The sequence below is a fragment of the Amycolatopsis thailandensis genome, assembly GCF_042723255.1.
Lineage (GTDB): Bacteria > Actinomycetota > Actinomycetes > Mycobacteriales > Pseudonocardiaceae > Amycolatopsis > Amycolatopsis thailandensis.
The window spans coordinates 29323-53049 of record NZ_JBHXJK010000046.1 but is presented as its reverse complement, the minus strand read 5'-3'; the positions used below and the strand labels follow the sequence as shown (position 1 = coordinate 53049).

22 protein-coding genes are annotated in these 23727 nt (G+C 69.4%); 5 read left to right on the top strand and 17 right to left on the bottom strand.

Going from position 1 to position 23727, the window contains the following annotated elements; translation table 11 throughout:
• Positions 1–17: 17 nt before the first annotated feature.
• The 5 genes from ACFWMR_RS20070 to hisD all read right to left on the bottom strand — a co-directional run bounded on the left by ACFWMR_RS20070 (position 18) and on the right by hisD (position 3936).
• Positions 18–587 (bottom strand): NADAR family protein, encoded by a 570-nt coding sequence (locus ACFWMR_RS20070; protein ID WP_378379429.1) that lies wholly within the window; start codon positions 585–587, stop codon positions 18–20.
• Positions 588–641: 54 nt separating this feature from the next.
• Positions 642–797 (bottom strand): hypothetical protein, encoded by a 156-nt coding sequence (locus ACFWMR_RS20065; RefSeq protein ID WP_005155295.1) that lies wholly within the window; start codon positions 795–797, stop codon positions 642–644.
• Between the two features lie 120 nt (positions 798–917).
• Entirely contained in the window at positions 918–1517 is a 600-nt protein-coding gene (hisB, locus tag ACFWMR_RS20060; protein ID WP_005155296.1) for an imidazoleglycerol-phosphate dehydratase HisB, read from the bottom strand.
• Positions 1514–2614: a histidinol-phosphate transaminase gene (locus ACFWMR_RS20055; RefSeq protein WP_378379428.1), complete on the bottom strand. Its 1101-nt coding sequence runs from the start codon at positions 2612–2614 to the stop codon at positions 1514–1516. The genes hisB and ACFWMR_RS20055 overlap by 4 nt, the downstream gene beginning before the upstream one ends.
• On the bottom strand, positions 2611–3936 hold the full coding sequence (gene hisD / locus ACFWMR_RS20050) for a histidinol dehydrogenase (protein ID WP_378379427.1): 1326 nt from the start codon (positions 3934–3936) through the stop codon (positions 2611–2613). The genes ACFWMR_RS20055 and hisD overlap by 4 nt, the downstream gene beginning before the upstream one ends.
• An 84-nt stretch (positions 3937–4020) precedes the next feature.
• Between hisD and ACFWMR_RS20045 the strand changes: the two genes are divergently transcribed.
• Positions 4021–4815, top strand: coding sequence for a carbon-nitrogen hydrolase family protein (locus tag ACFWMR_RS20045; protein ID WP_378379440.1), 795 nt, complete (start codon positions 4021–4023; stop codon positions 4813–4815).
• Here the strand turns inward: ACFWMR_RS20045 and ACFWMR_RS20040 are convergent.
• Positions 4763–5251: an Lrp/AsnC family transcriptional regulator gene (locus ACFWMR_RS20040; protein WP_378379426.1), complete on the bottom strand. Its 489-nt coding sequence runs from the start codon at positions 5249–5251 to the stop codon at positions 4763–4765. The genes ACFWMR_RS20045 and ACFWMR_RS20040 overlap by 53 nt on opposite strands.
• Positions 5252–5320: 69 nt before the next feature.
• Between ACFWMR_RS20040 and ACFWMR_RS20035 the strand changes: the two genes are divergently transcribed.
• On the top strand, positions 5321–6217 hold the full coding sequence (locus tag ACFWMR_RS20035) for an SMP-30/gluconolactonase/LRE family protein (protein ID WP_378379439.1): 897 nt from the start codon (positions 5321–5323) through the stop codon (positions 6215–6217).
• Between the two features lie 61 nt (positions 6218–6278).
• Here ACFWMR_RS20035 and ACFWMR_RS20030 read toward each other — a convergent pair whose 3' ends face one another.
• Genes ACFWMR_RS20030 through eccB form a run of 3 tightly spaced genes read right to left on the bottom strand, consistent with a single transcriptional unit; the run spans position 6279 to position 9114 of the window.
• Positions 6279–6935: a response regulator gene (locus tag ACFWMR_RS20030; RefSeq protein ID WP_016335996.1), complete on the bottom strand. Its 657-nt coding sequence runs from the start codon at positions 6933–6935 to the stop codon at positions 6279–6281.
• A complete protein-coding gene (locus tag ACFWMR_RS20025; RefSeq protein ID WP_244199557.1) occupies positions 6932–7654 on the bottom strand; it encodes a response regulator transcription factor in 723 nt (240 codons plus the stop codon). Before ACFWMR_RS20025 ends, ACFWMR_RS20030 begins: the two co-directional genes overlap by 4 nt.
• 14 nt (positions 7655–7668) lie before the next feature.
• Complete coding sequence (gene eccB, locus ACFWMR_RS20020) at positions 7669–9114, bottom strand: type VII secretion protein EccB (RefSeq protein WP_378379425.1); 1446 nt, start codon at positions 9112–9114, stop codon at positions 7669–7671.
• A gap of 148 nt (positions 9115–9262) precedes the next feature.
• Here eccB and ACFWMR_RS20015 point away from each other — a divergent pair, with 148 nt between their 5' ends.
• On the top strand, positions 9263–10348 hold the full coding sequence (locus tag ACFWMR_RS20015) for a type VII secretion protein EccE (protein WP_378379424.1): 1086 nt from the start codon (positions 9263–9265) through the stop codon (positions 10346–10348).
• 144 nt (positions 10349–10492) lie between these two features.
• On the opposite strand, the gene eccD is transcribed toward ACFWMR_RS20015, so the two are convergent.
• The 6 genes from eccD to ACFWMR_RS19985 are packed head-to-tail and all read right to left on the bottom strand — an operon-like array spanning position 10493 to position 15951.
• Entirely contained in the window at positions 10493–11869 is a 1377-nt protein-coding gene (gene eccD / locus ACFWMR_RS20010) for a type VII secretion integral membrane protein EccD (protein ID WP_378379423.1), read from the bottom strand.
• Positions 11866–12195 (bottom strand): YbaB/EbfC family nucleoid-associated protein, encoded by a 330-nt coding sequence (locus tag ACFWMR_RS20005; RefSeq protein ID WP_005155307.1) that lies wholly within the window; start codon positions 12193–12195, stop codon positions 11866–11868. The genes eccD and ACFWMR_RS20005 overlap by 4 nt, the downstream gene beginning before the upstream one ends.
• A complete protein-coding gene (locus ACFWMR_RS20000; protein WP_378379422.1) occupies positions 12192–12701 on the bottom strand; it encodes a hypothetical protein in 510 nt (169 codons plus the stop codon). The genes ACFWMR_RS20005 and ACFWMR_RS20000 overlap by 4 nt, the downstream gene beginning before the upstream one ends.
• A 14-nt stretch (positions 12702–12715) precedes the next feature.
• The gene (locus tag ACFWMR_RS19995; protein ID WP_378379421.1) at positions 12716–14065 is read right to left on the bottom strand and encodes a WXG100 family type VII secretion target; all 1350 of its coding nucleotides are present in this window, start codon (positions 14063–14065) and stop codon (positions 12716–12718) included.
• 18 nt (positions 14066–14083) lie between these two features.
• Entirely contained in the window at positions 14084–15148 is a 1065-nt protein-coding gene (locus ACFWMR_RS19990) for a hypothetical protein (RefSeq protein ID WP_378379420.1), read from the bottom strand.
• A gap of 23 nt (positions 15149–15171) precedes the next feature.
• Positions 15172–15951, bottom strand: coding sequence for a WXG100 family type VII secretion target (locus tag ACFWMR_RS19985; protein ID WP_093932732.1), 780 nt, complete (start codon positions 15949–15951; stop codon positions 15172–15174).
• Between the two features lie 153 nt (positions 15952–16104).
• Here ACFWMR_RS19985 and eccCa point away from each other — a divergent pair, with 153 nt between their 5' ends.
• The gene (eccCa, locus tag ACFWMR_RS19980) at positions 16105–20046 is read left to right on the top strand and encodes a type VII secretion protein EccCa (RefSeq protein WP_378379419.1); all 3942 of its coding nucleotides are present in this window, start codon (positions 16105–16107) and stop codon (positions 20044–20046) included.
• Between the two features lie 11 nt (positions 20047–20057).
• Here eccCa and ACFWMR_RS19975 read toward each other — a convergent pair whose 3' ends face one another.
• Complete coding sequence (locus tag ACFWMR_RS19975; RefSeq protein WP_378379418.1) at positions 20058–20795, bottom strand: ANTAR domain-containing protein; 738 nt, start codon at positions 20793–20795, stop codon at positions 20058–20060.
• A gap of 741 nt (positions 20796–21536) precedes the next feature.
• Here ACFWMR_RS19975 and ACFWMR_RS19970 point away from each other — a divergent pair.
• The gene (locus ACFWMR_RS19970) at positions 21537–22718 is read left to right on the top strand and encodes an HNH endonuclease signature motif containing protein (protein WP_378379417.1); all 1182 of its coding nucleotides are present in this window, start codon (positions 21537–21539) and stop codon (positions 22716–22718) included.
• Positions 22719–22811: 93 nt separating this feature from the next.
• Here the strand turns inward: ACFWMR_RS19970 and cpt are convergent, their stop codons facing one another.
• Positions 22812–23672, bottom strand: a complete 861-nt coding sequence (cpt, locus tag ACFWMR_RS19965; RefSeq protein ID WP_378379416.1) for a chloramphenicol phosphotransferase CPT — start codon at positions 23670–23672, stop codon at positions 22812–22814.
• Positions 23673–23727: the final 55 nt, after the last annotated feature.

Genomic DNA, 23727 nt, shown 5'->3' with positions numbered 1-23727 from the left:
GGGACTTTCGTCGCATGTCATGCGGGGAAAGTCCCCTTCAGCCCTGCGCGGGCCTCGCCGAGTGCGAAGCCGAGCAGGTTCAGGCCACGCCAGCGTTCGGCGTTGTCGACGTGCGGATGGTCGGCCGCGAGCCCGATGCCCCAGACGGCGTCCAGCGGACTGGCCTCGACCAGCACCCGGCTCTTGGTGCCGAGTAGGAAATCCCGCAGGTTCGGGTGTTGCCCGAACTTGGCGACCGTTCCGTCGAGGACGATGCCGTAACGCTCGGCCTCCCAGCGGCTCTGGTCGAATCCCCGTACTTCGCGGCCCAAAGCCTTGGCCTCACGCGGGTGACGGGCCTTGAGGATTCGCGCGGCGCTCTCGGCGTCGTCGAACAGGACCGCCTTGCGCCACATCATGTAATGCTCGGCCGTCGAAAACGTTTCGCCGTCCGCGGTGAACCGGGCGGGCCACCACTGGCTGAAGCACTCCGGCCCGATCGTGCCGTCACGCCGGGGCTGATGCCCCCAGAAGAACAGGAACTTGACGCGGCTCCCCGATCGCTGAAGCCGGATGACTTCGGCGACGGTGCGCGGGTTTCCGGACATGCCGGACAGCATGCCCGCCACCGTCGCGGGGCGCAGCCGATTTACCGCCGGTGCTCAGGCCAGCCAGGCGATGGCGCCGCCGATCGCCAGCAGCGCGCCGATGCCCAGCACGACGGCCATGAACTTGACGCTCTTCCAGGTCGCGTAGACGCCGCCGATCAGGAAGCCGCCGAGCGCGAACAACAGCACGGCGATGGTCGAGTTACTCATGCCCGCCAGGCTGCCACATCCGCGCCTCCCCGAGCCCGCCGGGTGCGGCACCACGCAGTTCGTCCTCTGGATGCGGTAGTTGCGCGTGCAAGGACCGCATCCAGAGGACGAAACGCGGGGCTAGAGGACGCCCTTCGTGGACGGGATGCCGCCCGCGCGCGGGTCCGGCTCGGTGGCCGCACGCAGAGCGCGCGCGACGGCCTTGTACTCGGCCTCCGCGATGTGGTGCGGGTCCCGGCCGTGCAGCACCCGCACGTGCAGCGCGATCTGCGCGTGGAACGACAGCGAGTCGAACACGTGCCGCGTCAGCACGAACGGGTAGTTCCCGCCGATGGTGAAGCTGTTGAACTGCTCCGGCTCACCGAGGTGCACGCAGTACGGGCGCCCGGAGACGTCGATCGCGGCGTGCGCGAGCGTTTCGTCCATCGGGATCCACGCGTCGCCGAACCGGCGGATACCGCTCTTGTCACCGAGCGCCTGCCGCAGCGCCTGGCCGAGCACGATCGCGGTGTCCTCGACGGTGTGGTGCGCGTCGATGTGCACGTCACCGGTCGCCTGCACCTTGAGGTCGAGCGAGCCGTGCACGCCGAACGCGGTGAGCATGTGGTCGTAGAACGGGACACCGGTGTCGATCTCCACCTGTCCCGTGCCGTCCAGGTCGAGCTGGACCGAAATGGACGATTCCCTGGTGGTGCGGTCCACCTTGCCGACGCGACTCATCGCGGCACCTCCTTGCTGGCCTCGAGAAAGGCGTCGTTCTCCTCCGGCGTCCCGATGGTCACCCGCAGGTGCCCTTCGATGCCGACGTCCCTGATCAGCACGCCGTTGTCCAAATAGGACTTCCAGGTCGCGGGCGCGTCCGCGAACCGCCCGAAGAGGACGAAGTTCGCGTCGCTCGGGACCGGCGTGAATCCCAAGCCCAGCAACGCTTCCACCACCCTGTCGCGTTCGGCCGCGAGTTTGGCGACCGAGGCGAGCGTGGCGTCCGCGTGCCGCAGCGCGGCCCGTGCGGCGGCCTGAGTGAGCTTCGAGAGGTGGTACGGCAGCCGCACCAGTTGCAGCGCGTCGACGATCGCGGGCGCGGCCGCCAGGTACCCGAGCCGCCCACCGGCGAAGGCGAACGCCTTGCTCATCGTGCGCGACACGATCAGCTTCGCCGGATACTCCTCGAGCAGCTCGACGGCGCTCGGCTGCGACGAGAATTCCGCGTACGCCTCGTCGACCACGACGATCCCCGGCGCCGCTTCGAGCAGACCGCGCAGCTCACCGAACGGGATCGAGCCGCCGGTCGGGTTGTTCGGGCTCGTCACGAAGACGATGTCCGGACGGCGTTCGCCCACCAGAGCGGCCGCCTTCTCCGTGTCGAGGCTGAAATCGTCGCGACGCGGCACCGGCAGCCAGTCGGTGCGGGTGCCCGCCGAGATGATCGGGTGCATCGAGTACGACGGCTCGAAGCCGAGCGCCGACCGGCCGGGGCCGCCGAAGGCCTGCAGGATCTGCTGCAGGATCTCGTTGGATCCGTTGGCGGCCCACACGTTCGACTCCGAAACCAGCACGCCGGTGGAGACCGCGAGGTAATCGGCGAGGTCCTGCCGCAGCGCGACGGCGTCGCGATCCGGGTACCGGTGCAGCGAAGCGGCTTCGGCGCGGACGGCCTCCGCGACGTCGGCCACCAGCGCGTCCGGCGGCGGGTACGGGTTTTCGTTGGTGTTGAGCCGGATCGGCACGTCGAGCTGCGGCGCGCCGTACGGGGTCTTGCCCCGCAGGTCCTCGCGCAGCGGGAGCGCGTCGAGCGTGATCTCCTCGCCGATGGTCATGCCCGCTCCCCCTCGAACCGCGCCGTGATGGCCTCGCCGTGCGCGGGCAGGTCTTCGGCGTTCGCCAGCGCGACGACGCGGCCGGCGATCTCGCGCAGCGCGTCCTCGCTGTAGTCGACGACGTGCACACCCTTGAGGAAGCTCTGCACCGAAAGACCGGACGAGTGCCGCGCGAACCCGCCGGTGGGCAGCACGTGGTTCGACCCGGCGCAGTAGTCGCCGAGCGAGACCGGCGCGTACGCCCCGACGAAGATCGCGCCGGCGTTGCGCACGCGGGCCGCGACCGCACGCGCGTCCGCGGTCTGGATCTCCAGGTGTTCCGCGGCGTACGCGTCCACGACGCGGATCCCGTCGTCCACGGTGGATACCAGGATGACGCCGGACTGCTTGCCGCCCAAGGCCTCCGTCACCCGCTCGGAGTGCTTGGTCGCCGCGACACGGCCGGTCAGCTCCTTGTCGACGGCGTCCGCGAGCTCCTCGGACGTGGTCACCAGCACGCTCGCGGCGAGCGGGTCGTGCTCGGCCTGGCTGATCAGGTCGGCGGTGACGTGCACCGGGTCGGCGGTCTCGTCGGCGAGGATCGCGATCTCGGTCGGGCCCGCCTCGGAGTCGATGCCGATGATGCCGCGCAGCAGCCGCTTGGCCGCGGTGAGGTAGATGTTGCCGGGCCCGGTGACGATGTCGACCGGCTCCAGGGTCGCGCCGTCGGTGTCGGTGCCGCCGTACGCGAGCAGCGCGACGGCCTGCGCGCCGCCGACGGCCCAGACCTCGTCGACGCCGAGCAGTTCGGCGGCGGCCAGGATCGTCGGGTGCGGGAGCCCGCCGAACGCGGCCTGCGGCGGCGAGCACAGCACGAGCGTGCCGACGCCGGCGATCTGCGCCGGGACGACGTTCATCACCACGGTCGAGGGGTACACCGCGAGCCCGCCCGGCGCGTACAGCCCGACGCGCTCGACCGGGATCCAGCGTTCGGTGACGGTGCCGCCGTCGACGACCTCGGTGGTGACGTCCTGGCGGCGCTGATCGCCGTGGACCTTCCGGGCGCGGACGATGGACTCCTCCAGCGCTTCGCGGACGGCGGGGTCCAGGTTTTCGAGCGCGCTCGTGAGCTCCGCGGCGGCCACGCGGACACCGGCGGGGCGGACCTTGTCGAACTTCTCGGTGTACTCGAGAACCGCCTCGACGCCGCGCTCGCGGACCGCCTCGACCACCGGCCGTACGTGATGCAGCGCCGCGTCCACGTCGTACTCGGCACGCGGGAGCGTGCTCCTGAGTTCGGCAACGGACGGGACCTGTCCACGCAGGTCGGTACGGTTCAGCATGGGTCAAGGGTACGAGGTGGCCGGATCGCCCCGAGCAGGCACACTGGGGTGGTGACCAGCGATCCCACGATGAGGGAGGCCTCCGTGCCGCGAATCGGGTTGTGCCAGCTCACGACGGCCGAGGATCCCGAAACGAACCTGAAGCTGATTCGCGAAGGCGTGGCGGCCGCGGCCGCCGACGGCGCGCGGGTCGTGGTCTTCCCCGAGGCGACGATGGTGCGCTTCGGGACCTCGCTGAAGCCCGTCGCGCAGCCCCTCGACGGCCTGTGGGCGTCCAGTGTGGCGTCCATCGCCGAAGAACACGGCGTCGTGGTCGTCGCGGGCATGTTCACGCCGTCGCCCGACGGGCGCGTGAGCAACACGCTGCTCGTCACCGGTGCCGGGCATCACTTCGGCTACGACAAGATCCACCTGTACGACGCGTTCGGGTTCGCCGAGTCCGACACGGTCGCGCCGGGGACCGCGCCCGTCACCTTCGACGTCGACGGCGTCACGTTCGGCGTCGCGACCTGTTACGACATCCGCTTCCCCGAACTGTTCCGGAAGCTGGCGGACGAAGGCGCCGACATCGTCCTCGTGCCGACGTCCTGGGGCGCGGGCGAGGGCAAACGCGAACAGTGGGAGGTACTGGTGCGCGCCCGCGCGCTCGACTCCGGCTGCTGGATCCTCGGCTGCGGTCAGGCCGATCCGGCCACGACGTCGACCCCGGTGAACCCGAAGGCGCCGACCGGAATCGGCTACTCGACGGTGTCCGACGGCTTCGGCCGCGTCCACACCCAGCTGGGCGCCGGGCCGGAACTCGTGGTCGTCGACCTCGATCCGGCGGTCAGCGGGAAGGCGCGGGCGGCGACGGGGGCCCTGGCGAACCGTCGCCTCTGACATTCACGGGCCGCTCGAAGAAGGATTCGAGCACCACGATCGTCTGCGTCCCGGTGACGCCTTCGATGGCGTACAGCCTGCGTAACGACGCCTGCAACTCCTCGGTGGTCGGCGTGCGCACCTTCACCAGGAGCGAGGCCGGGCCCGCGATGATGTGCGCCTCCACGACCTCCGGCAACGCCTCCAGCGCGGCCTTGGTCGGCGAATCGCCCATCCACGAACCGGCCTCGACCAGCACGAACGCCATCACTCCCCGGCCGACCACCGCCGGGTCGACGTCGACGGTCGTGCGCCGGATGACGCCCTGTTCGCGCAGCTTGCGGACCCGCTCGTGCGCGGCGCCCGCGGACAAGCCGACCGCCTTGCCGAGCGCGGCGTACGCCTGGGTCGCGTCCTGCTGCAACTCGCTGAGCAGCATGCGATCTATGTCATCCACGGGTTGACCATATCAAGTTCGGCGGTTCATGATTATCTCAGTATCTTGTTCGGCTTGCTGGGGGTTTTCATGGACATGGTCAAAGCGCACTTCGAAGTCCTGGACGAACGGTTCGCCCGGGTCAACGGGGACGAGTGGATGCGGCGCCTGCACACCGGCTGCCGGTGGACCGAGGGGCCCGCCTACTTCCCCGCCGGCCGGTACCTGGTCTTCAGCGACATCCCGAACGACCGCGTCCTGCGGTGGGACGAGACCACGGGCGCGGTCGGCGTGTTCCGCGAACCCGCCGGATTCCACAACGGGCACACCGTCGACCGCCAGGGCAGGCTCGTCAGCTGCGAACAGGGCGGCCGCCGGGTGACGCGCACCGAGCACGACGGCACGACCACCGTGCTCGCGGACACCTATCAGGGCAAGAAGTTCAACAGCCCCAACGACGTCGTCGAGAGTTCGGACGGCGCGATCTGGTTCACCGACCCCAGCTACGGGATCGACAGCGACTACGAAGGTCATCAGGCGGAAAGCGAGATCGGCGCCTGCCACGTCTACCGCGCCGACCCGCTGGACGGCTCCGTGCGGATCGTCGCGGACGACTTCACGCGCCCGAACGGACTCGCGTTCTCCCTCGACGAATCACTGCTCTACATCGCGGACACGCGGCAGAACCCCAGTCACATCAGGGTTTTCTCGGTGGCCGGGGGACGGCTCTCCGGCGGCGAGATCTTCGCCACCTGCGACGCCGGTGGATTCGACGGGGTGCGAGTGGACGCGGCCGGACGGGTCTGGGCCGCCGCGCACGACGGTCTGCACTGCTTCGCGCCCGACGGCACGCGCATCGGGAAGCTGCGGGTGCCGGAGGTCTGTTCGAACCTGACCTTCGGCGGGCCGCGGTGGAACGACCTGTTCATCACCGCGTCCAGTTCGGTCTACACGCTGCGGGTGAACTTCTCGGGGCCGCGCGTTTAGTCCTCTGGATGCGGTCTTTGCGCGAGGCAAGTACCGCATTCAGAGGACGAAATGCGTGGGGCTAGCGCAACAGGCCCTCGCGGATCGCCACCCGCACGAACCCGGCCCGCCGCCGTTCGCCCGTCTTGTCCCGGATCCGGTCGAGATAGGACCGCACCGTCCGCACGCTGATGTTCAGGATCTCCGCCACGTCGACGTCCCGTTCACCGGCCGCGACCAGCCGCAGCACCTGCTTCTCCCGTTCGGACAACACGATCTTGGGTCCGGCGTGCCGGTCTTCGCTGTCCTGGATGATCATTCCGGCCAGCGTCGGCGACACGTAGGCGTTGTCCTCGGCGATGGTGCGGATGGCGCGCAGGAGTTCGTCGCCGTCGACGTCCTTGGACAGGAAACCCTTCGCCCCGGCCTGCATGGCCCCCAGCACTTCGGGCTGTTCGGCGTGCGCGGACACCACGAGCACCTTGTGCCCCATCTGTCCCACTTCGAGCACCGCGGCGGCGTCCTGGACACCGCGCAGCTTGAGGTCGAGGACGACGACACTGCCCGGAGGCTGTTCCTGGACGGCGAACCGCGCGACGGAATCGGCGACGGCGCCCAGCTCGATGTCGGGCGCTTCGGTGAGGACGCGCGCGACGGCGTCCCGGTACAGCGGATGATCTTCGATCACCCCGACGTTGATCGGCGTACTGCGTTTCGGCTGCTGCTCGTCTGCGTTCACCGGCGTCCTTCGAATCCGCCCGCGTCGTCGCGGGGCGCGACCGGCCGAGACGGGCCGGGCACCTCCGGCGGAGACGCGAGCCCGAGCTGGATGGCCTTGCGGACCAGACCGGCCCGCCTTCTCTCTCCGAGTTTGTCACGGATCCGGTCCAGATAACCGCGCACCGTCCGGACCCCGATGCCCAGGATGCGGGCGATGTCGACGTCGCGTTCGCCCGCCGCGACCAGCCGGAGGACTTGCTTCTCCCGCGCGGAGAGCGCGACGTCCGGAGCCGACACGGGACGGTCGGCGTTGTCCTTGATGATCATTCCGGCCACCACCGCGGAGACGTAGGCCCGGCCCTGCGCGACCGTCCTGATCGCGATCAGCAGCTCGTCGACATCGACGTCCTTGGACAGGAAACCCTTGGCACCGGCGGCGATCGCGCCGAGCACCTGCTCGGGTTCCGCCTGCGCGGACACCACGAGCACGTGATGTCCCAGTTCGCACACCTGGAGCACGGCCGCCGCCCCGGCGATCCCCGGCAGGCCGAGGTCGAGCAGCACCACGCTGCCGGGCGGCTGCGGATGGACGTGGAACCGGGCGACCGAATCGACCACCGCGCCGAGTTCGATCCCCTCGGCCTCGGTGAGGACCCGGACCACCGCGTGGCGGTACAACGGATGGTCCTCGATCACCGCGACGTCGACCCGGTCGGTCTCCGGCCTGTCTTCAGTCATCTGCACGTTCCCGCTCACCCCGTCCCACCCGCCGCGGACACCGCACGGCCTGCCTGCGCCGGATCCAGCGCGGCCCCACGCGGAACCAGTGCCAGCAATCCATTCGGAACCGGTTGCCGTTCAGCTTGGCCGTAACCGAGGGAAGCGAGTGCCTCTGTGCTCGCCACCGGGTACTTCTGGCCCGTGTCGGTGACGACGTAGACCGTGCCGGAACCGGATTCCGCCACCACCGCGCCTCCCGACGGAGGCACGAAGACAGCGTCGGCGACCAGCGCGTCCGTGCGCGCCGTCACCGGGATCGCCTTCGCACCTTGCGGCAACGGGACCTGTGCGGAGATAACGATTCGAGAACCCTGCGCGCATAGCGTCACGGACTGTCCGGTAACGGGCGCTTTTCGCGGGATCCGGTCCGGATACTCGGCGGGATCGGCTCCGCCGGCCCTCGCCGCGCCCACCTTCGCCACCGCGGCGACGTCGGCCGCGCGCACCGCGACGGGGGCCGGGACGCCGCTGTAGGCGTCGGCGTTCTGCGGCGTGTTGATCAGCAGGCTCGCCTCGGTCTGGCCGATCGGTTCGAGTCCGTCGGCGTGGACGAGGTAGTACGACGTCGCGTCGCCGGGCGAAGCCATCGCGTCGACGACGCCGAGCACCGAACCGACCTTCGTCGCGGTACCGCCGACCTTCGTCGCGGTACCGCCGACCTTCGGACCGGGTCGCCCGGCGTCCTCGACCGCGCGGTAGGCCAGATCGCGTCCGGCGGCGACGGTGCCGATCCACCGGGACGACACCGCGATCGCCGGGTAGGTGTCGAACTGCAGCGCCGTGGCGGCTTCCGCGGTGAGCTTGTAGCGGCGTCCGGCCGTCACGAGATACCGGTCGCCCTCGGGGACGCGGACCACGACGGCCTGGTCCTTCGGCAGATCGACCCCGGCGGCGGGCGCGCCGAGGAGCACCGTCGTCTCCGGTTCGGCCGACGCGGGCGCGTCCTGGGTCGTCCGCGAGCAGCTCGTCCACGGGGTCTTCACCAGCGCGGCGGCCGCGGGGAGCGAGTCGGGGGCGCCGGGGATGCCGATCTGCGAACCGCGCGGGGCCTTCGCGAGCTTGTCCGAAGGGACGGTCACAGTGGCCTCACCGTTGCCGCCCGCCATCAGCCGCGCGGAGGCGTAGTTGAGCACGGGATGCAGCGCGCCGTCCTGACCGAGGATGTAGCGCGCGCCGGTGCCCTCCTCGACGATCACCTTGCCGCCCGCCAGCCAGTCCTTGCCGCCGGAGGGGTTCAGCAGGCCGATCACGCCGAACACCGCGGTGACCAGCAGTGCGACGCCGAGGCCGCACAGGGTGCCGATGACCAGCCTGCGGCTCGGGGCGACCGGATGGTTGGCGTCAGCCGAGACCAGTGCCGAAACCAGTCTCCGGCGGAGGAATTGGTAGGCCTGGATCTGGTCCCGCTGCGTCCACACGCTCCCGTCCCCCGCCGTTCGTGCCCACCTCGTTCGAGGGTGCTCACGTTAAGTTCCGACCCCACCGCACGGTGAGGGTAATTTTTACGCCCCTCCCCCGCGCGGGGCGCGGCTACCGTCGGGCGCGTGCACGGAGGAGGGGAATTCCTTGTCGGTTGAAGCCCCGGCGGTGGGGACACCCCGCCCGGCCCCGGAACAGACGCCCGCTCATGGCGTCGCGGGCGCGGCGCCGTTGCCATGGCTGCTGCCGATCCGCCCGCTCCAGGCGGCGCTCTGGGAGATCGCCGGGATCGCGATCCTGCTGGCCTTCACCGTCGACGGGATCCCGCAGGCCGCTCAGATCAGCGTCACCGCCGCCGCGGGTGTCCTCGTACTGACGACGTCGGTCCGCTTCGCCGGACGCCACGCCGCGGGCTGGCTGCTCACCTGGGCCCGTTACCGGCTGAAGCGGCGCGACAAGAACGCGGTCCCCGATCCGCTGCACCGGCTCGCCGGTCCCGTCCGGGTGCGCCAGCACGTCGACCGCGCGGGCAACCGTTTCGGCGTCGCCGAGGTGGGCGACGGCTGGAGCGCCATCGTGCGGCTCACCCCCGGCGCCATGCAGCCCGGACCGGACACCCTGGCCGGCATCCTGCGCGAGGCGTACGCGAGCACCGGAATCCCTTTGTCCAGTGCGCAATTGCTGACCTGGACAGTCCCCAATGGACAGTCCTTGCTCCGGGTCCGGTGGCTGAGCGTCCGGTACCGGCCCGAGGACGCGCCGATCGCGGCGCTCGCCCGCGGCGGCGGCGAACTCGGCGCGCTGCGGAGCACCGCCTGCGCGGCGCTGTCGTTGATGGGCGCGCTTGCCGAGGCCGGGTTCGAGAGCACCGTGCTCGAAGCCGGCGAGGTGGCGGAAGAACTCCGCGTCGCGCTCGGCAGCGGCCAGGAGGCGCCTGTGGACGGATGGCGTTCCTGGGACTGGGGCGGCGCTTCGCAGGTCTGCTACCGGCCCCGGTCGGAGCGGGATCTCGCGCGCACACTGGATCTTCACGTTCCCGGCTCGGCGTTCACCGCGACTTCGTACACGCTGTACCGCTCCCCTGGCGGGCGGGAGAAGTCCGAGGTGACCATCCGGGTCGGCGGACGCCCGGGGGCGGAGACGGCGCGACCCAGCGGGATCGCGGTGACCCCGTTGCACGGACGGCACGCGGCGGCGGTCCGGCGGACCTTGCCGCTGGCGCTGGAGAACTGAGGGGACGGTCCGTGGCGGATTCCTTTCCTCTCTGAGGGTAGGGAAGGAATCCGCCACGGACGTATAAACGCGATCAGTCCTCTGGATGCGATCCTCGCGCTTGGCGAGTACCGCATCCAGAGGACTGAACGCGTGAAGGGCGGGTCAGCCCCGGACGGCCTCGTAGACACCGGCGATCATGCCGACGAACGGGATCAGCGAGAGCAGCACCAGGAACTCGACGATGTCGAGAGTCCTTGCCCAGTAAGGGGAACGGCGTCCCTTCGCGACACGGGTCGCGTACGTTAGACAGACCCCCGCGGCGACGACGACGGCGCAGCCCGCGGCGAAGACGAACGAACGCGGACCACCCGCGGCGAGCCAGAAACCGGCCGAAGCCAAGGCGGCCGCGCCGAAACCGATGAGCACGAGCCGCTGCGACCGACCGGCGAACGCGCGCGAACGCAACATCAGCGCCAGCCCCAGCAGCGCGCACAAGCCCGCTTCCCAAGCCCCGCCGGAAGACGCCAGGACCACCGAAGCCGAGACAACGGTGACCCCGAGCGCGACGAGAAGCCCGGTCAGCAGCGCCTGCGCGTAGGTCGTGCCGCCGATCATGTCCTCACCGAGCGAAGCGTTCTCGTCGGCGCGGAACGCGTCCATGTCGTCGGGCACGCGCGGCAAGGGCAGCCTGCCCAGCCGCAGCGCCATCATCGGCGCCACCGCGGCCAGCGCTGTCGCCACGACGGCGACCACAGCGGCCGCGGAAACCGCGCGGACGTCGGCCAGCAGGACGATGGCGGTGGTGATCGCGCCGAGCCCGGCCGACACGGTCACCGCGACGAACCACGGCAGCCGGTCCGCCACCGAAACGGCCGCGATCACGCCGTACACGGTCACCACGGCGAGTCCGGCGGCCAGCGGCCCTGCCGACAGGGAGAACAGCGGATGCGGCGGCAGGATCGACATCCCGGCCAGCAGCGCCGCGCCGACCCCGGCGAGCGCGCCGGCGGCACCGGCTTGCGCGTCGCCGTACGCACGGCTCAGCGCGCCACCGCCCAGCACCAGGACCAGGGCGAGCAGTCCGGTCCCGATCGGCGCCAGCACACTGCCGGACGCCGCCGCCTGCACCAGCAGGCCACCGGCGAGCAACAGCACCACGGACGCGACGATGCCCGCCTTGCGCGCCACCGACGGTCCCCATCGGCCGGTGCCCGTCTCGGCGACGCTGGCGATCGAGTCGACGACGTCGTCGAACAGCAGCGGACCCCGCGGGCGCTCCCGCGGGGTCAGATGGAGGACTTCACCGTCGCGCACTTGCGCCGCGGCGACCGTGAGCCCGAGCGCGAGCGGAGCACCGCCGAGCCGGGACAGCACCCACCCGGGATGCTCGGCCGACGCCTGCCCCGAAGCGCCCGCGAGCCGCACGAGCTGCGGGACGAGTTCGGCGAACGTGCTCTGCTGCGGCAACGCCACGTCGACGCGCGCCCGCGGTGTCACCACCGTGACGCGCCGGGTGGAGCCCGCGATCGCGGCCGTCATGCTTCGATCGACTTGGCGGACTCGATGACCGGGGCGAACTTGGCGCTGCTGGCCTCGGCCAGTTTCTGCAGCCCGTTGTTGACCGCCTCCAGCACGATCTCGGAGATGTTGCGCGCGTCGTACTGGCGCAGCGCGCGCGGGTCGATGTCGATCGAGGTGAACCGGCCGTCACCGCGCAGCACGACGGTGACCTCGTTCTGCCGCGAGTGCGCCTTGACCTCCATCGCCTCGACCGAACGCTGGATGCGCTGCACCTCTTCGGTCTGCTTGCGGACCTGGTCCAGCAACTCGTCCATGTCCGGCATGGCGTAGGGGTCGGTGGTCACGAGTCTTCTCCTTCATCTGCGGTGAAATCCCGCCGGACGTGGACACTGCCCACGAACCGCCGGAAGTCTTCGCCGAGGCCGCGGGCCGCCTCGGGCGTTGCGGTACAGGCGATCTCGAGGATCAGCCGTTCGGCCGGGCTCGCCCCCGGCACGGTCAGCTGCACCTGCGTCTGGACGAGGTCCTGCCCCTCGCCGGTGCGGATGCGCAGCACCTGCGTCACCCCCGGCGCGATCCCGGTGCCGATCACCTTGCGCCGCACCACTTCGAGCGCGGCCATCGTCCGGCCGAGCCGCTCGACGGCCTCGTCGGCGATGTCGGTGATCTGGGCCTGGTCGGGCCGCTGTCCCACGCTCAAGGTGATGTTCGGGGTGAACTCCGCGTCCGTTCCGGGATGGACGGCCACGAAGACCGCGCCCTCGGCGCCGACGGACGACGGCTCGACCGGGAACCAGCCTTCGGGGATGTCGAATCCGAGCGGGAGGGAAACCCGGTCCTGCGTCGCCATAGCACTCATTCCCGTCACCACGTGCCCACGTAGGAGACCGCGTCGTCCCACGCCTCGCCGACCGCGTCCGCCGCCTGACCGGCCGCGCCGCTCACCGCGTCGACGGCCGCGCCGCCGTATTCGCCGACGGTGTCCGCGATCTTCGGCAGGTCGATGTCGATCTTCGCGCCGATCCCGGCACCGAGACCGAGGGCGACGCCCGCCTTGAAGTTGACCTTGATGTGCCCGGCGTCGTAAACCGCCTGGCCGTCGAGCTGCGCGCCGATTCCGTACTGGAGGGTGCCGCTCGCGCCGACGCCCACCCCGGCCACGTCCGCCGCGAGCTCGCCTTCGACCTTACCTCCGACGAAGGCGTTGGCGTGCACGCCGACCCCGTGCGCGCCCGCTTGGAGCGAGCCGTTCACCTCGCCGCCGACGAACGCGGTCCCCTTGGCGCTGCCCGAAGCGACGCCCCATTCCTTCTTGCCTTCGAGTTCTTCCTTGAAGGCGGCCAATTCGGCGTGACCGGACGCCTTGACGTCCCAGCCCTGCGACGAGACTTTGGCGTCCCACCCCGGGGTGAAGCCGTCCTGCTCCTGCTTCCACTTGGCGTAGGTGATCTCGGTGTTGCCCCAGGCCTTGTCACGCAGGCCTTCCGGCTTCGGCCTGCCGAACGGCGTGTCGCCGGCGCGCGGGGCGCGCGTGCCTTCGAGACCGTCCCAGGTGAGCTTCTTCCAGCCGGAATTGCCGAACCAGGAAGGATGCGAGCGAGGACGTTTGCGGCCGTCGAGCGTCTCGCCGTTGAGCCAGTACAACGGGCCGCGGCCCCATTTGCCGAGCTCGTGCTCGATCCGGCCGGTGGCCTCCGGTGGGAACAGCCGCGCGAGCTCTTCGCTCAGCTCGTCGGCGATCTCCTGCGCGGCCTGCGCGGCCCGCTCACCGAGCTGGCGGGCGGCGGAGATGAACGCGTTGACCGCGTTCGCGTTCGCCGTCCGCGCCTGGCTGGTGAGCTGCGCGGCGTACTGGTCGAACTGGGCGAGGATCGAGTCCACACAGGACTTCGCGCCCTGCAGGGCCTGCGCGCCCGCGCGCAGCCGGTTGGACTGGTCGCTCAATTTCGTGCCGAGCTCGCCGAGTTCCTGGCTCAGTTTCGCCGCGGACGTGGCGAACGCGGTGTAGGCGTCGCCTTCCCAGGACGCGTTGAGCGCCTTCGCCGCTTTGCCGATCTCGTCCGCCCGGCCCGAAACCGTGGACGCCCGATCGCCGCACCGCTGTCCGGCCGCGTTGAGCGCCGAAGGATCACCGGTGACGCGCCGCTGGTACTCGACCACGAGCCGCCGATAGCTCGACAGGATCGAGCTGACGACGCCCGACGCGTCGACCACACCGCTCCCCGACACGGTTTACCTGCCCTTCGCCGGTGAGTCAGCTCCTGCGTCGATGTCGATGTGCTGCTCGAAGTGCTTGCCGCCGTAGTTCATGTCGATGTCGATATCGATGTCCTGGCCGCCCGGCGCCTGCACGGTGGACTTGCCGGTGCTCAGGTCGGTCGTGATGGTGACCGTGTTCCCGTTGCCCGCACCGGCGCCCGGAAGCGCTCCGCCGTTCGAGCCGGAACCCGCGCCGCCGCCCGCCGGTCTGTCCACCGGGATCCACGAGTCGGCGCCGCCCGGCCAGTTGCCCTGCGAGCCGTTGCCGCCCAGCGCGGGCGGGCGGTACTGGGTGAACGGCGGCGTCTCGCCCGGCGTCGTACCGCCACCGGAAGCACCACCACCGGAACCGCCTCCCGTGCCGCCGATCGCGGCCTGTCCCGAACCGCTGGCGACCGAACCCGGCGCCTGCGGATTGGTGATCGGGGTGCCGGAGACCGCCGAGTTGCCCGCCGCGCCGTTGTCCCCGGCGTCGTTGTGCCCGAACAGTTTCTGGACCTCGCCGATGATGGTGGCGATCTGGGTGATCTGGTTGGCGAGGTCGACCACGCCGAGCGCCTTCAGCAGCGCGCCGATCGCGGTGATGAACGCGCGCAGCGAAGCGCTGGTGGCGGTGGAAAGCGCGACGGCGGCGCCGTAGGTCCACGGATTCGACATCAGGCCCGCGACCGTCGGGTTCACCGCGGAGACGACCGCTTTGTAGGCCGTCTGCGCGGTCTTGATCAGCGTCCCGGCCATGCCGAGCAGTTCGGCGCCCTTCTGCACGACCTGGATGATCTTGGTCAGCGAGTTCAGGGAATCGGTGATCTTCTTCATCGCCGAGTCCGACGCGCCACCGGACCAGATCTTCTTCAGCTGCTCGGCGGCCTTCGTCACCTCGTTGTACATGGTGAGGAACTCGTTGGCCTTCTTGAGCACCTCGAGCACGTGCTTCGCGATCTGCTCCGGCTGGCCGGTGAGGATCTGCGGCAGGATGGTGATCGGCCCGCCCGAGCCCGCTGTCGCGTCCATCGCGCTTGAATTGGGGTAAGTCAGCATGTCGTCGCTCCTCAGGCCGGAAGTCAGACGGAAGCCGGGCGGTAGACGCTGACCTTCGCCAGGCCGTTGATGTCCGCTTCGACGATTCCGTGGTTGTAGAGCAGCCCGCCCTCTCCGGCGATGGCGATGATCGGCTTGCTGTCGGAGAACAGGAGCGGTTCGACCACGACGACGTCGCCGCTGTGCACCCCGCCGGGCACGTCACCGAAGTTGCGCGCCGTACCGGCGTAGACCTCGATGACCCCGGCCCGCGCCTGGTTGTCGGCGTCACCGGCCAGCCAGTCGTTGAAGTCCGAGACGCCGTGGAAGCGGGTGTCGGTGATCGGGTGGTCGCCGAGCTGTCCCAGCCGCGCGTCCCCCAGATAGCGCAGCACGTTGCCGACCGACGACGGTTCGCCGTTGGCGCCGGCGCTGTCGTTGATGGCCAGCGTCGCCAGTTCGGACGCGTGCGAGTTCCCCCAGATCGACGACGTCGATCCCGCACCGCCGCCACCGGGACGGCCGCCGTATCCGCCCGCGACCGCCTCGTCGGCGGCCTGGTAGGCATCGGCACTGCTCTTGATGAAGCCGTTGATCTGCTGCAGCAGCTGCAGGAGTGTGCGGACCGCGACCACCTGCTGGCTCTGCATGGCCGTGTTGGCCGCCGCCACCGCGCTGCCGAACGTGGCGAACGACATCGGCTGCAGGACGGTGCGTTCGAGGTCGGCGACGACATTGATGCCCTGCATGATGATGCCGCCCAGGTTCCCGACCGCCGAGCGCATGGCCTCGGGCTCCGCCCGGTACTCGCCCGTGCCGACCATGGCTCTCCTTTTCTCGTTCCCCCACGTCTGCGTTGACCAGCAGCGTAAGTTCGCCACCAGACGTGAGCGGACGGCAAAAGTACCCACCGCAACGGCGGCACGAGTGGCCAGAATGATCGGCAGGATTACCCACAAGCGGCCAGAAAGACCCTGATGAGCGCCACTCGCGACCGCCTGCCGGCCCTGGGCGAGCAGCCCGGTGAAATCGTCCTGCAGTCCCCGCCGATGCTGCCGAAGGGCTCCTCCGGCGGAGCCATGCAGCTGCTGATGTTCATGCCGATGATGCTGGGCATGGGCGCCATGTCGTTCGTCTACATCGGACGCGACGGCGGGGTGATGACGTACATCTTCGGCGCGTTGTTCCTCACCGCGATGGTGGGCATGGTGGTGATGTCGCTCGGGCGCGGCGGCGCGCAGAAGAAAGCGCAGATCAACGAAGAGCGCCGGGACTACCAGCGGTATCTCACCGGTTTGCGCGGCCAGGTCCGTGAGATCGCGGACAACCAGCGCGCGGCCATGGCGGCGTTGCAGCCCGACCCGGCGGATCTGTGGGCGTACATCGAGACGGGGAAGCTGTGGGATCGCCGCCGGTCCGACTCGCAGTTCGCGCAGGTCCGCGTCGGGACGGGGCCGCAGCGGCTCGCGACGCCGTTGAGGGCGCCGCAAACCGTTCCGCTGGAAGACCTCGACCCGGTGTGCTCGACGAACCTCAAGCACTTCATCCGGACCTACTCGACGGTCGACGGGCTCCCGGTCGCGATCTCGCTGCGGTCCTTCGCGCAGGTCAGCCTGTCCGGGCGCCGGCCGGACACCCTCGGTACCGCGCGGGCACTGCTGACTCAGCTGGCCACCTTCCATTCGCCCGGCGACCTGCGGATAGCGCTCTGTGTCAAGAACGACCGGCTGCACGACTGGGAATGGGCGAAGTGGCTGCCGCACGTCGCCTCCACCGCGGCCGACGCCGCCGGGCCGCGACGGCTCGTCGACGCCGACTCCGGGAAGCTCGCCGACCTCCTCGGTCCCGACCTCGGCGACCGGCCCGCGTTCACCCGGCGGCCGGACTCCCGCCTGGATCTGCCGCACGTCGTCGTGATCGTGGACGGCGGGCACACGCTCGCCGACGCCCGGCTCGTCGCCGAAGAGGGCAGGCTCGGCGTCACAGTGGTGGAGATCGGCACGGAGCAGCCGCGATCGGTGTCGACCGAGCGGCTGCTGAGCCTGCACATGAGCCCGGAGCAGCTCGGGATGGTCGTCGGCGACGGGACCGAGCAGCGGCTCGGGTTCCTCGGGACGCCGGACACCTTGGACCGCGGGGCGGCCGAGGCGCTGTCCCGGATGCTGACGCCGTTGTTCCAAGGGGCCGCGGTGGTCAGCGAAGCGCCGATGTCGGCGACGTTCGGGCTGGCCGGGCTGCTCGGCATCGGTGATCCGCGCGACACCGACACCGCGGTCACCTGGGCGCCGCGTTCGGCGCGGGACCGGCTGCGGATCCCGCTGGGCATCAATCCCGAGGGCAGGCCGGTCGATCTCGACCTCAAGGAGTCGGCGGAAGGCGGGATGGGCCCGCACGGGCTGGTCATCGGCGCGACCGGGTCCGGCAAGAGCGAACTACTGCGGACGCTGGTCACCGCGCTCGCCGTCACGCATTCGTCGGAGAAGCTCAACCTCGCGCTGATCGACTTCAAGGGTGGCGCGACGTTCGCTGGCATGACGGGGCTGCCGCACACCTGCGCCGTCATCACCAACCTGTCCGACGATCTCGCGCTGGTCGACCGCATGGCGGACGCGCTGAACGGCGAACTGTTGCGGCGTCAGGAGCTTCTGCACGCCGCCGGGAACTACGCGTCGGTGCGGGACTACGAAAAGGCCAGGGAATCCGGCGTCAACCTGCGGCCGTTGCCGTCGCTGCTGGTGATCATCGACGAATTCAGCGAGCTGCTGTCCTCGCGGCCGGAGTTCATCGACCTCTTCGTCGCGATCGGGCGGCTGGGGCGGAGTCTCGGGATCCACCTGCTGCTGGCGTCGCAACGGCTGGAGGAAGGACGGCTGCGCGGGCTGGACTCGCACCTGTCGTACCGGATCGGCCTGCGGACGTTCTCCGCCTCGGAGAGCCGCGCGGTGCTCGGGGTCGCGGACGCCTACCAGCTTCCGCCCGTGCCGGGTTCGGCGTATCTGAAGTCCGACAACGACACTCTGATCCGGCTCAAGGCCGCGTACGTCTCGGGAGAACTGCCGCCGCGCAGCAAGATCGTGCGCAAGGACGGCCAGAGCCTCGGCCTGATGCCGTTCACGCTGGCGCCGGTGGAGATCCCGGTGACCGTCGAAGCGGAGGAACCGGTCGAGAAGGGCACCGGCGAGACGATCATCGGCGCGATGATCTCCCGGATCGAAGGCAAAGGCCCGGAGGCGCACCAGATCTGGCTGCCGCCGCTGGCCGAACCGCCCACCCTCGACCAGTTGCTGCCGCCGCTCGGCGAAGACGCTTCACGGGGCTTGTGTCCCTTGGGCTGGGGCGGCAACGGCAAGCTGATGATCCCGGTCGCCCTGGTCGACAAGCCCTTCGAACAGCGTCGCGACATGCTGTGGGCCGACTTCTCCGGCGCCGCCGGGCACGCGCTGATCGTCGGGGCGCCGCAGAGCGGCAAGAGCACGCTGATGCGTGACATCGCCGCGATGCTCGCGCTCACCCACACCCCGGAAGAGGTCCAGCTGTTCGTGCTGGACATGGGCGGTGGCGCGCTGGCGCCGATCGCCGGGCTGCCGCACGTGTCCGGTTACGCGACGCGGCGCGACGCCCAGCGTTGCCGCCGGGTGGTGGCGGAACTGACGACCTTGCTCGAACAGCGCGAGGAGTTCTTCTCCGCCAACGGGATCGAGTCGATCACGACCTTCCGCCAGCGGCGCTCGGAGTTCCGCGAAAGCACGGAGGGCCGCGAATTCGGCGACGTCTTCCTGTTCGTGGACAACTGGACCACGATCCGCCAGGAATACGAACAGCTGGAGGAACAGATCACCAGCCTGGCGTCGCGCGGGCTCGGTTTCGGCATCCACGTCGTCGTCTCGATCAACCAGTGGATGGGCATGCGGGCGCCGTTGCGCGACGCCATCGGCACCAAGTTCGAACTGCGGCTGGGCGAACCGGCGGACTCGCTGATCGACCGCAAGATCGCGCAGAACGTCCCGGCGGACCGGCCGGGACGCGGGCTGACCGCGGACAAGCTGCACTTCCTCGCGGCGCTCCCGCGCATCGATTCGGACCAGCGGCCGGATACGGTCGGCGCCGGTGGCCTGGACCTGAACCGGCGGATCTCCGCGGCCTGGAAGGGAAGCCCCGCGCCCGCCGTGCGCCTGCTCCCCGCCGAGGTGCCGCTGGATTCGCTGGAGGCCGGACCGCGCAAGCAGGTCACGCTCGGCATCGCGGAATCGAATCTGCGCCCGGTGCACCTCGACTTCGCCACCGAACCGCATTTCGTGGCCTTCGGCGACGTGGAATCCGGCAAGAGCTCGCTCTTGCGCGCGATCGCGCACGGCATCACCACGAAGTACTCGCCGGAGGAAGCGGCGATCGTGGTCGCCGACTACCGGCGCGGAATGCTGGGCGCGGTGCCGGAGTCGCATTTGCTCGGCTACGCGGGTTCCGAAACCGCGTTGACCGGGCTGATCGAACAGTGCCAGCAGGCGATGCGGAACCGGCTTCCCGGTTCGGAGGTCACGCCCGAGCAGCTGCGGAACCGGTCGTGGTGGCGGGGGCCGGATCTGTTCGTGCTCGTCGACGACTACGAAATGGTCGCGACCGTCGGCCGGAATCCGTTGCTGCCCTTGCTGGAATTCCTGCCGCAAGCGCGGGACATCGGGCTCCACCTCGTCATCGCGCGCGGGAGCGGCGGCGCCGGGCGTTCGCTGTTCGAACCGGTGCTGCAGCGGATTCGCGAGCTGGGTTCACCCGGTCTCGTGATGTCCGGCTCTCGGGACGAGGGCGCGCTGCTCGGAGACGTCAAACCCGGACCGCAGCCCGCGGGACGGGGTGTCCTGGTCTCACGGCGTCACGGGACCGGACTGGTCCAGGTCGCCTGGACGAAACCCGTGGAGGACTGAGCGGCGTTCCGTCATCGCTGAAGATGCAGCTCGGAGGGACCTCGGCCGTGGGCGACGTCGTTCGCCAGGGCTCTTAGTTTCAGGCTCCGGCTGCGGGCGTATCCGCGCAGGCGTGCGAACGCTTCGTCCAGCGGGATGTGGAACCGTTCGGACAGCACTCCCTTGGCCTGTTCGATCGCAACCCGGCTGTGCAGCGCTCCCTCGAGCTGGCTGACGACCTGTTTCAGGCCGTTCACGCGGTGGTAGTGCGCGAAGCAGCCCATCGCCGCCTCCGTGAAGGCCTGGGCGATGCGCAGATCCGTCACGGGTATCACCGGCTTCCCGGTGTTCACCAGGTTCAGCGCGCCCACCGTGGTGTCGCTGGTGCGCAACGGCACCGCCGCGATGGCGACCACACCCGCCTCGCGGGCATGCGGGGCGAAGCGCGGCCAGTGTTCCTCGCCCGGGCTACCCGCGCAGAACCCGATCGGCGGAAGGACCGCGTTGGTGCGGGCGATGTCCAGGCAAGGCCCCTCGCCGAGCTCGACCTGGACCTCTTCCAGCCCTCGGCACCGCTCGTCGGACGCGGTGGCGTAGTGCACCTGGCCGCGATCATCCACCACGGTGGTGCCGGCGCTTTGTACCCGCAGCAGGACGTTCGCGTGATACGTCAGATCGTGAAGCAGGTCGAGTGCGTCGAAATCCGCGGCGCGGTTCGCCAGGTCGGCGGTGGCTTCGGCGATGCATGCTTCTCGTTCTGTGGCCGGCACTGGAAGTCGCCAATCAGGAATAGCCCACGCCCGATGTCGCCGGGTGTCCGCACCCGTCAGAACGCGGGAGAACGTGTGACCTCTGGGAAGGTCATGTCGTGCCCGCTGACAGGAGTGCTCTCCTCGAATCCCGTTGACCCGTCCGAGGTCCCGCTTCGACTGGGGCCAGGTCGTTACGCGACCTCACGATGCCGTAACGACGCTACACCGGGTTCCAGGACCCAAATAGGGGCCATTTAGGTCTAGGAGCGGCCGGCTCGTACACCTGAGTGACGGCGGCTCGACTTGTCTCCGGGACGTCGGAGGGAAAAGGCGATCAGTACAGACGCGAGTCGGCGGCGGGTCTCGGTCAGGTCGCGCGCTCGAAGACGATCTGTGCCTTGCCGTCGTCGACCGGGAAGCTCGATCCTCGAGGTCTGGTCTTCACCGCGGTCTCGGGTCGGCCGTGGGGTTAATGGCTTCCCTGCGTTTTACTGAAACACGTTCACATTTCCCTGTGTCAGCTACGTGACTCCCGCCCGAATTGGCTTACTGAAAGGAAAACTCGGCCGTCACTTCCTGGAAGTCTTGGCATTCTTGGAGTTTTCGCGAAAACTGTGACACCGAGGCTGATTTTCCCACCTCTGCCGACTCGACCGGATTCGTCACGGCCACTGTCCACAGATTCCCTTTCACTCTTCACATAAAACCCGATCATGAAATCAGTGGTGATCGAACTCATGTTCGAGTACAGTCGCGGCCATGACCCAAACTCTTGTTCATAACCTGAAAACCGCTCGTTTTCTGGACGCCGCGTTCGCCGAAGAGGTTTCGCTTCGAGGCACGCAGGGTCGCCAGGTGCGCGCGTTGGCCGATTTCGCCGCCGTGGGCGGCTCGCAAAGATCGGCGACCGAGGAAGTCGCGTTGCGCTTCTCGGTCTCCCGTAATCGCGCGTTCCTCCTGCTGGAGATCTCTTGCGCCTTGGTATCCCGGTTGCCGAACACGTTGGCAGCGCTGGACAAAGGCGAGATCGACTTGTTCAAGGCGTCGAAGGTCACCCAGTTGACCAGGGACGTGTCGGACGAGGTCGCCGCGCAGGTGGACGAGTTCATGGCCAAACGTCTGGCCGAGCGCGATCCCGCGGCGATCCGCGGATCGGTGAACTACGCGGTGCAGAAGTTCGATCCCGACGGTTATCGGGAGAGAGCGGCGAAGAAACGTGCCCTGCGGCGCGTTTCGCTGAAACACGAGGACGAGACCATGTCCACTCTCTCCGGTCACCTCCCCGCCGAGGTCGCCGGCTCGATCTATGCCTCGATGAGCCGTGCCGCACAGTCACGGCGGAGGACGGACAAGTCCCGCACCCTCGATCAGCACCGCGCCGACGTCTTCGCCGAACGCCTGCTCGCCGAAGACGGCCGCGGCAAGCCGCGCCCGCATATCCACGTCTACGTGGACCTCCTGACCTTGACCGGCGCCCGCAAGGACCCCGCGTTCCTCGCCGGCTACGGGCCCATCCCCGACTGGCTCGTCCGCGAGATCGCGTCGAACCCGAAATCGACGTGGTCCCGGTTGATCACCGACCCCGCCACCGGGCAGGTGCTCGAAGCGGGCGCGGAGACCTATCGGTTCCCTGCCTCGCTCGCCCGGCTGATCAAGGCACGGGACCGGGAATGCACCCATCCCGGCTGCCATCGTCCCGCCGAGTTCTCCGAGATCGACCACATCATCGCCTGGGCTCGCGACGGCAGGACCAATCACCACAACGGCCACGGCTACTGCAAGATCCACAACCTGCTCAAAGAAGAACCCGGATGGTCGGCCGAACCCACCGGCAACGGCGGCATGATCATCACCACGCCCAGCGGGCACACCTACACCACGGCACCCGAACCACTCCACGAACCCCGCACCGAACCGGAAGAAGACGAGCCGGCGGCCTGAACACAGCGGGGAACCGCCTGCACCCGGTCACGGCGGTCAGCACCCCGCATCGGTCCGAGGCCACAGAAGCGCGCCTTTCGAAGCCTCGGAAGGTCACTTGATCCGCGCGGCGATCTCACGGGCACAGTCCAGGGCATCCTTCACGCCCGTATCCACTTCGAGGTCGTAAACCACACCTCGATGCACGACTTCGGCCTGTGTCTCCGCCATCCCCACGACCCGATCCCCACGCGCGGCCTCCCTCGCCGCGGCCACAGCACCGTCGCACCGGACCCCGACCCACAGCACGTCGAGCCCGTCCAACCCAGCACCGTCCAGCCCAGCACGCCAGCGCTGTTGTGACGCCGCCCCACCGAGGAACACGTCGTCGATGATGACCCGGGCTCCCGCCCTGGCCATCGCCGCGACACCGGTCATCCACGCGTCTTCGAGCCTCCGGAAACCGGATCCGACGCTCACCCCGCCATCGGCAGCGAAGTCGATACCCTCGTCCACCGACGCGGGCATGGCGTCGATCAAGGTGTCGACACCCAGGGTGAGCCAAGGTTCCGGCAGCACCGTCTGCAGACTCCGGGCGATCGCCGACTTACCCGAACTGGACCCACCGTTCAGGACGATCACCCGGGTCGCCGCGCGATCACGCCGGGGCGACGGCGGGGCGGGCAGTGGATCACCGCGCTCCGCGCGGAACTCCGCGACCAGATCGAACAGCGCGGCCACCTGTGACGCGTCATCGAGACCGGAGAACGACGGGTCACGCCTTTCCAGCAAACCGGATACAACGGACGCCCACACCAAAGGCCCCGGATCCACCCATTCCTGAAATCCGCGCAGAACACGGTTCTCCGACGCCGCGTTGAACCCGTACAAGAACACGCAAGCGTCCCGAAGCGTCGAGATCCCGTACACGGCAGGCCGGAACCTGACGTCGGCCAGCCGGTCATCGATGTCCACACCCGACTATCCCACCCGGACGGCCCAATACTTTCCTCGCACCGCTTACCGACTT

Bases quoted from the DNA above. Each gene is read 5' to 3' on its own strand.
- ACFWMR_RS20070 (WP_378379429.1), bottom strand. From the start codon at position 587: ATGTCCGGAAACCCGCGCACCGTCGCCGAAGTCATCCGGCTTCAGCGA.
- ACFWMR_RS20065 (WP_005155295.1), bottom strand. From the start codon at position 797: ATGAGTAACTCGACCATCGCCGTGCTGTTGTTCGCGCTCGGCGGCTTC.
- hisB (WP_005155296.1), bottom strand. From the start codon at position 1,517: ATGAGTCGCGTCGGCAAGGTGGACCGCACCACCAGGGAATCGTCCATT.
- ACFWMR_RS20055 (WP_378379428.1), bottom strand. From the start codon at position 2,614: ATGACCATCGGCGAGGAGATCACGCTCGACGCGCTCCCGCTGCGCGAG.
- hisD (WP_378379427.1), bottom strand. From the start codon at position 3,936: ATGCTGAACCGTACCGACCTGCGTGGACAGGTCCCGTCCGTTGCCGAA.
- ACFWMR_RS20035 (WP_378379439.1), top strand. From the start codon at position 5,321: ATGGACATGGTCAAAGCGCACTTCGAAGTCCTGGACGAACGGTTCGCC.
- ACFWMR_RS20025 (WP_244199557.1), bottom strand. From the start codon at position 7,654: ATGACTGAAGACAGGCCGGAGACCGACCGGGTCGACGTCGCGGTGATC.
- eccD (WP_378379423.1), bottom strand. From the start codon at position 11,869: ATGACGGCCGCGATCGCGGGCTCCACCCGGCGCGTCACGGTGGTGACA.
- ACFWMR_RS20000 (WP_378379422.1), bottom strand. From the start codon at position 12,701: ATGGCGACGCAGGACCGGGTTTCCCTCCCGCTCGGATTCGACATCCCC.
- ACFWMR_RS19990 (WP_378379420.1), bottom strand. From the start codon at position 15,148: ATGCTGACTTACCCCAATTCAAGCGCGATGGACGCGACAGCGGGCTCG.
- ACFWMR_RS19985 (WP_093932732.1), bottom strand. From the start codon at position 15,951: ATGGTCGGCACGGGCGAGTACCGGGCGGAGCCCGAGGCCATGCGCTCG.
- eccCa (WP_378379419.1), top strand. From the start codon at position 16,105: ATGAGCGCCACTCGCGACCGCCTGCCGGCCCTGGGCGAGCAGCCCGGT.
- ACFWMR_RS19970 (WP_378379417.1), top strand. From the start codon at position 21,537: ATGACCCAAACTCTTGTTCATAACCTGAAAACCGCTCGTTTTCTGGAC.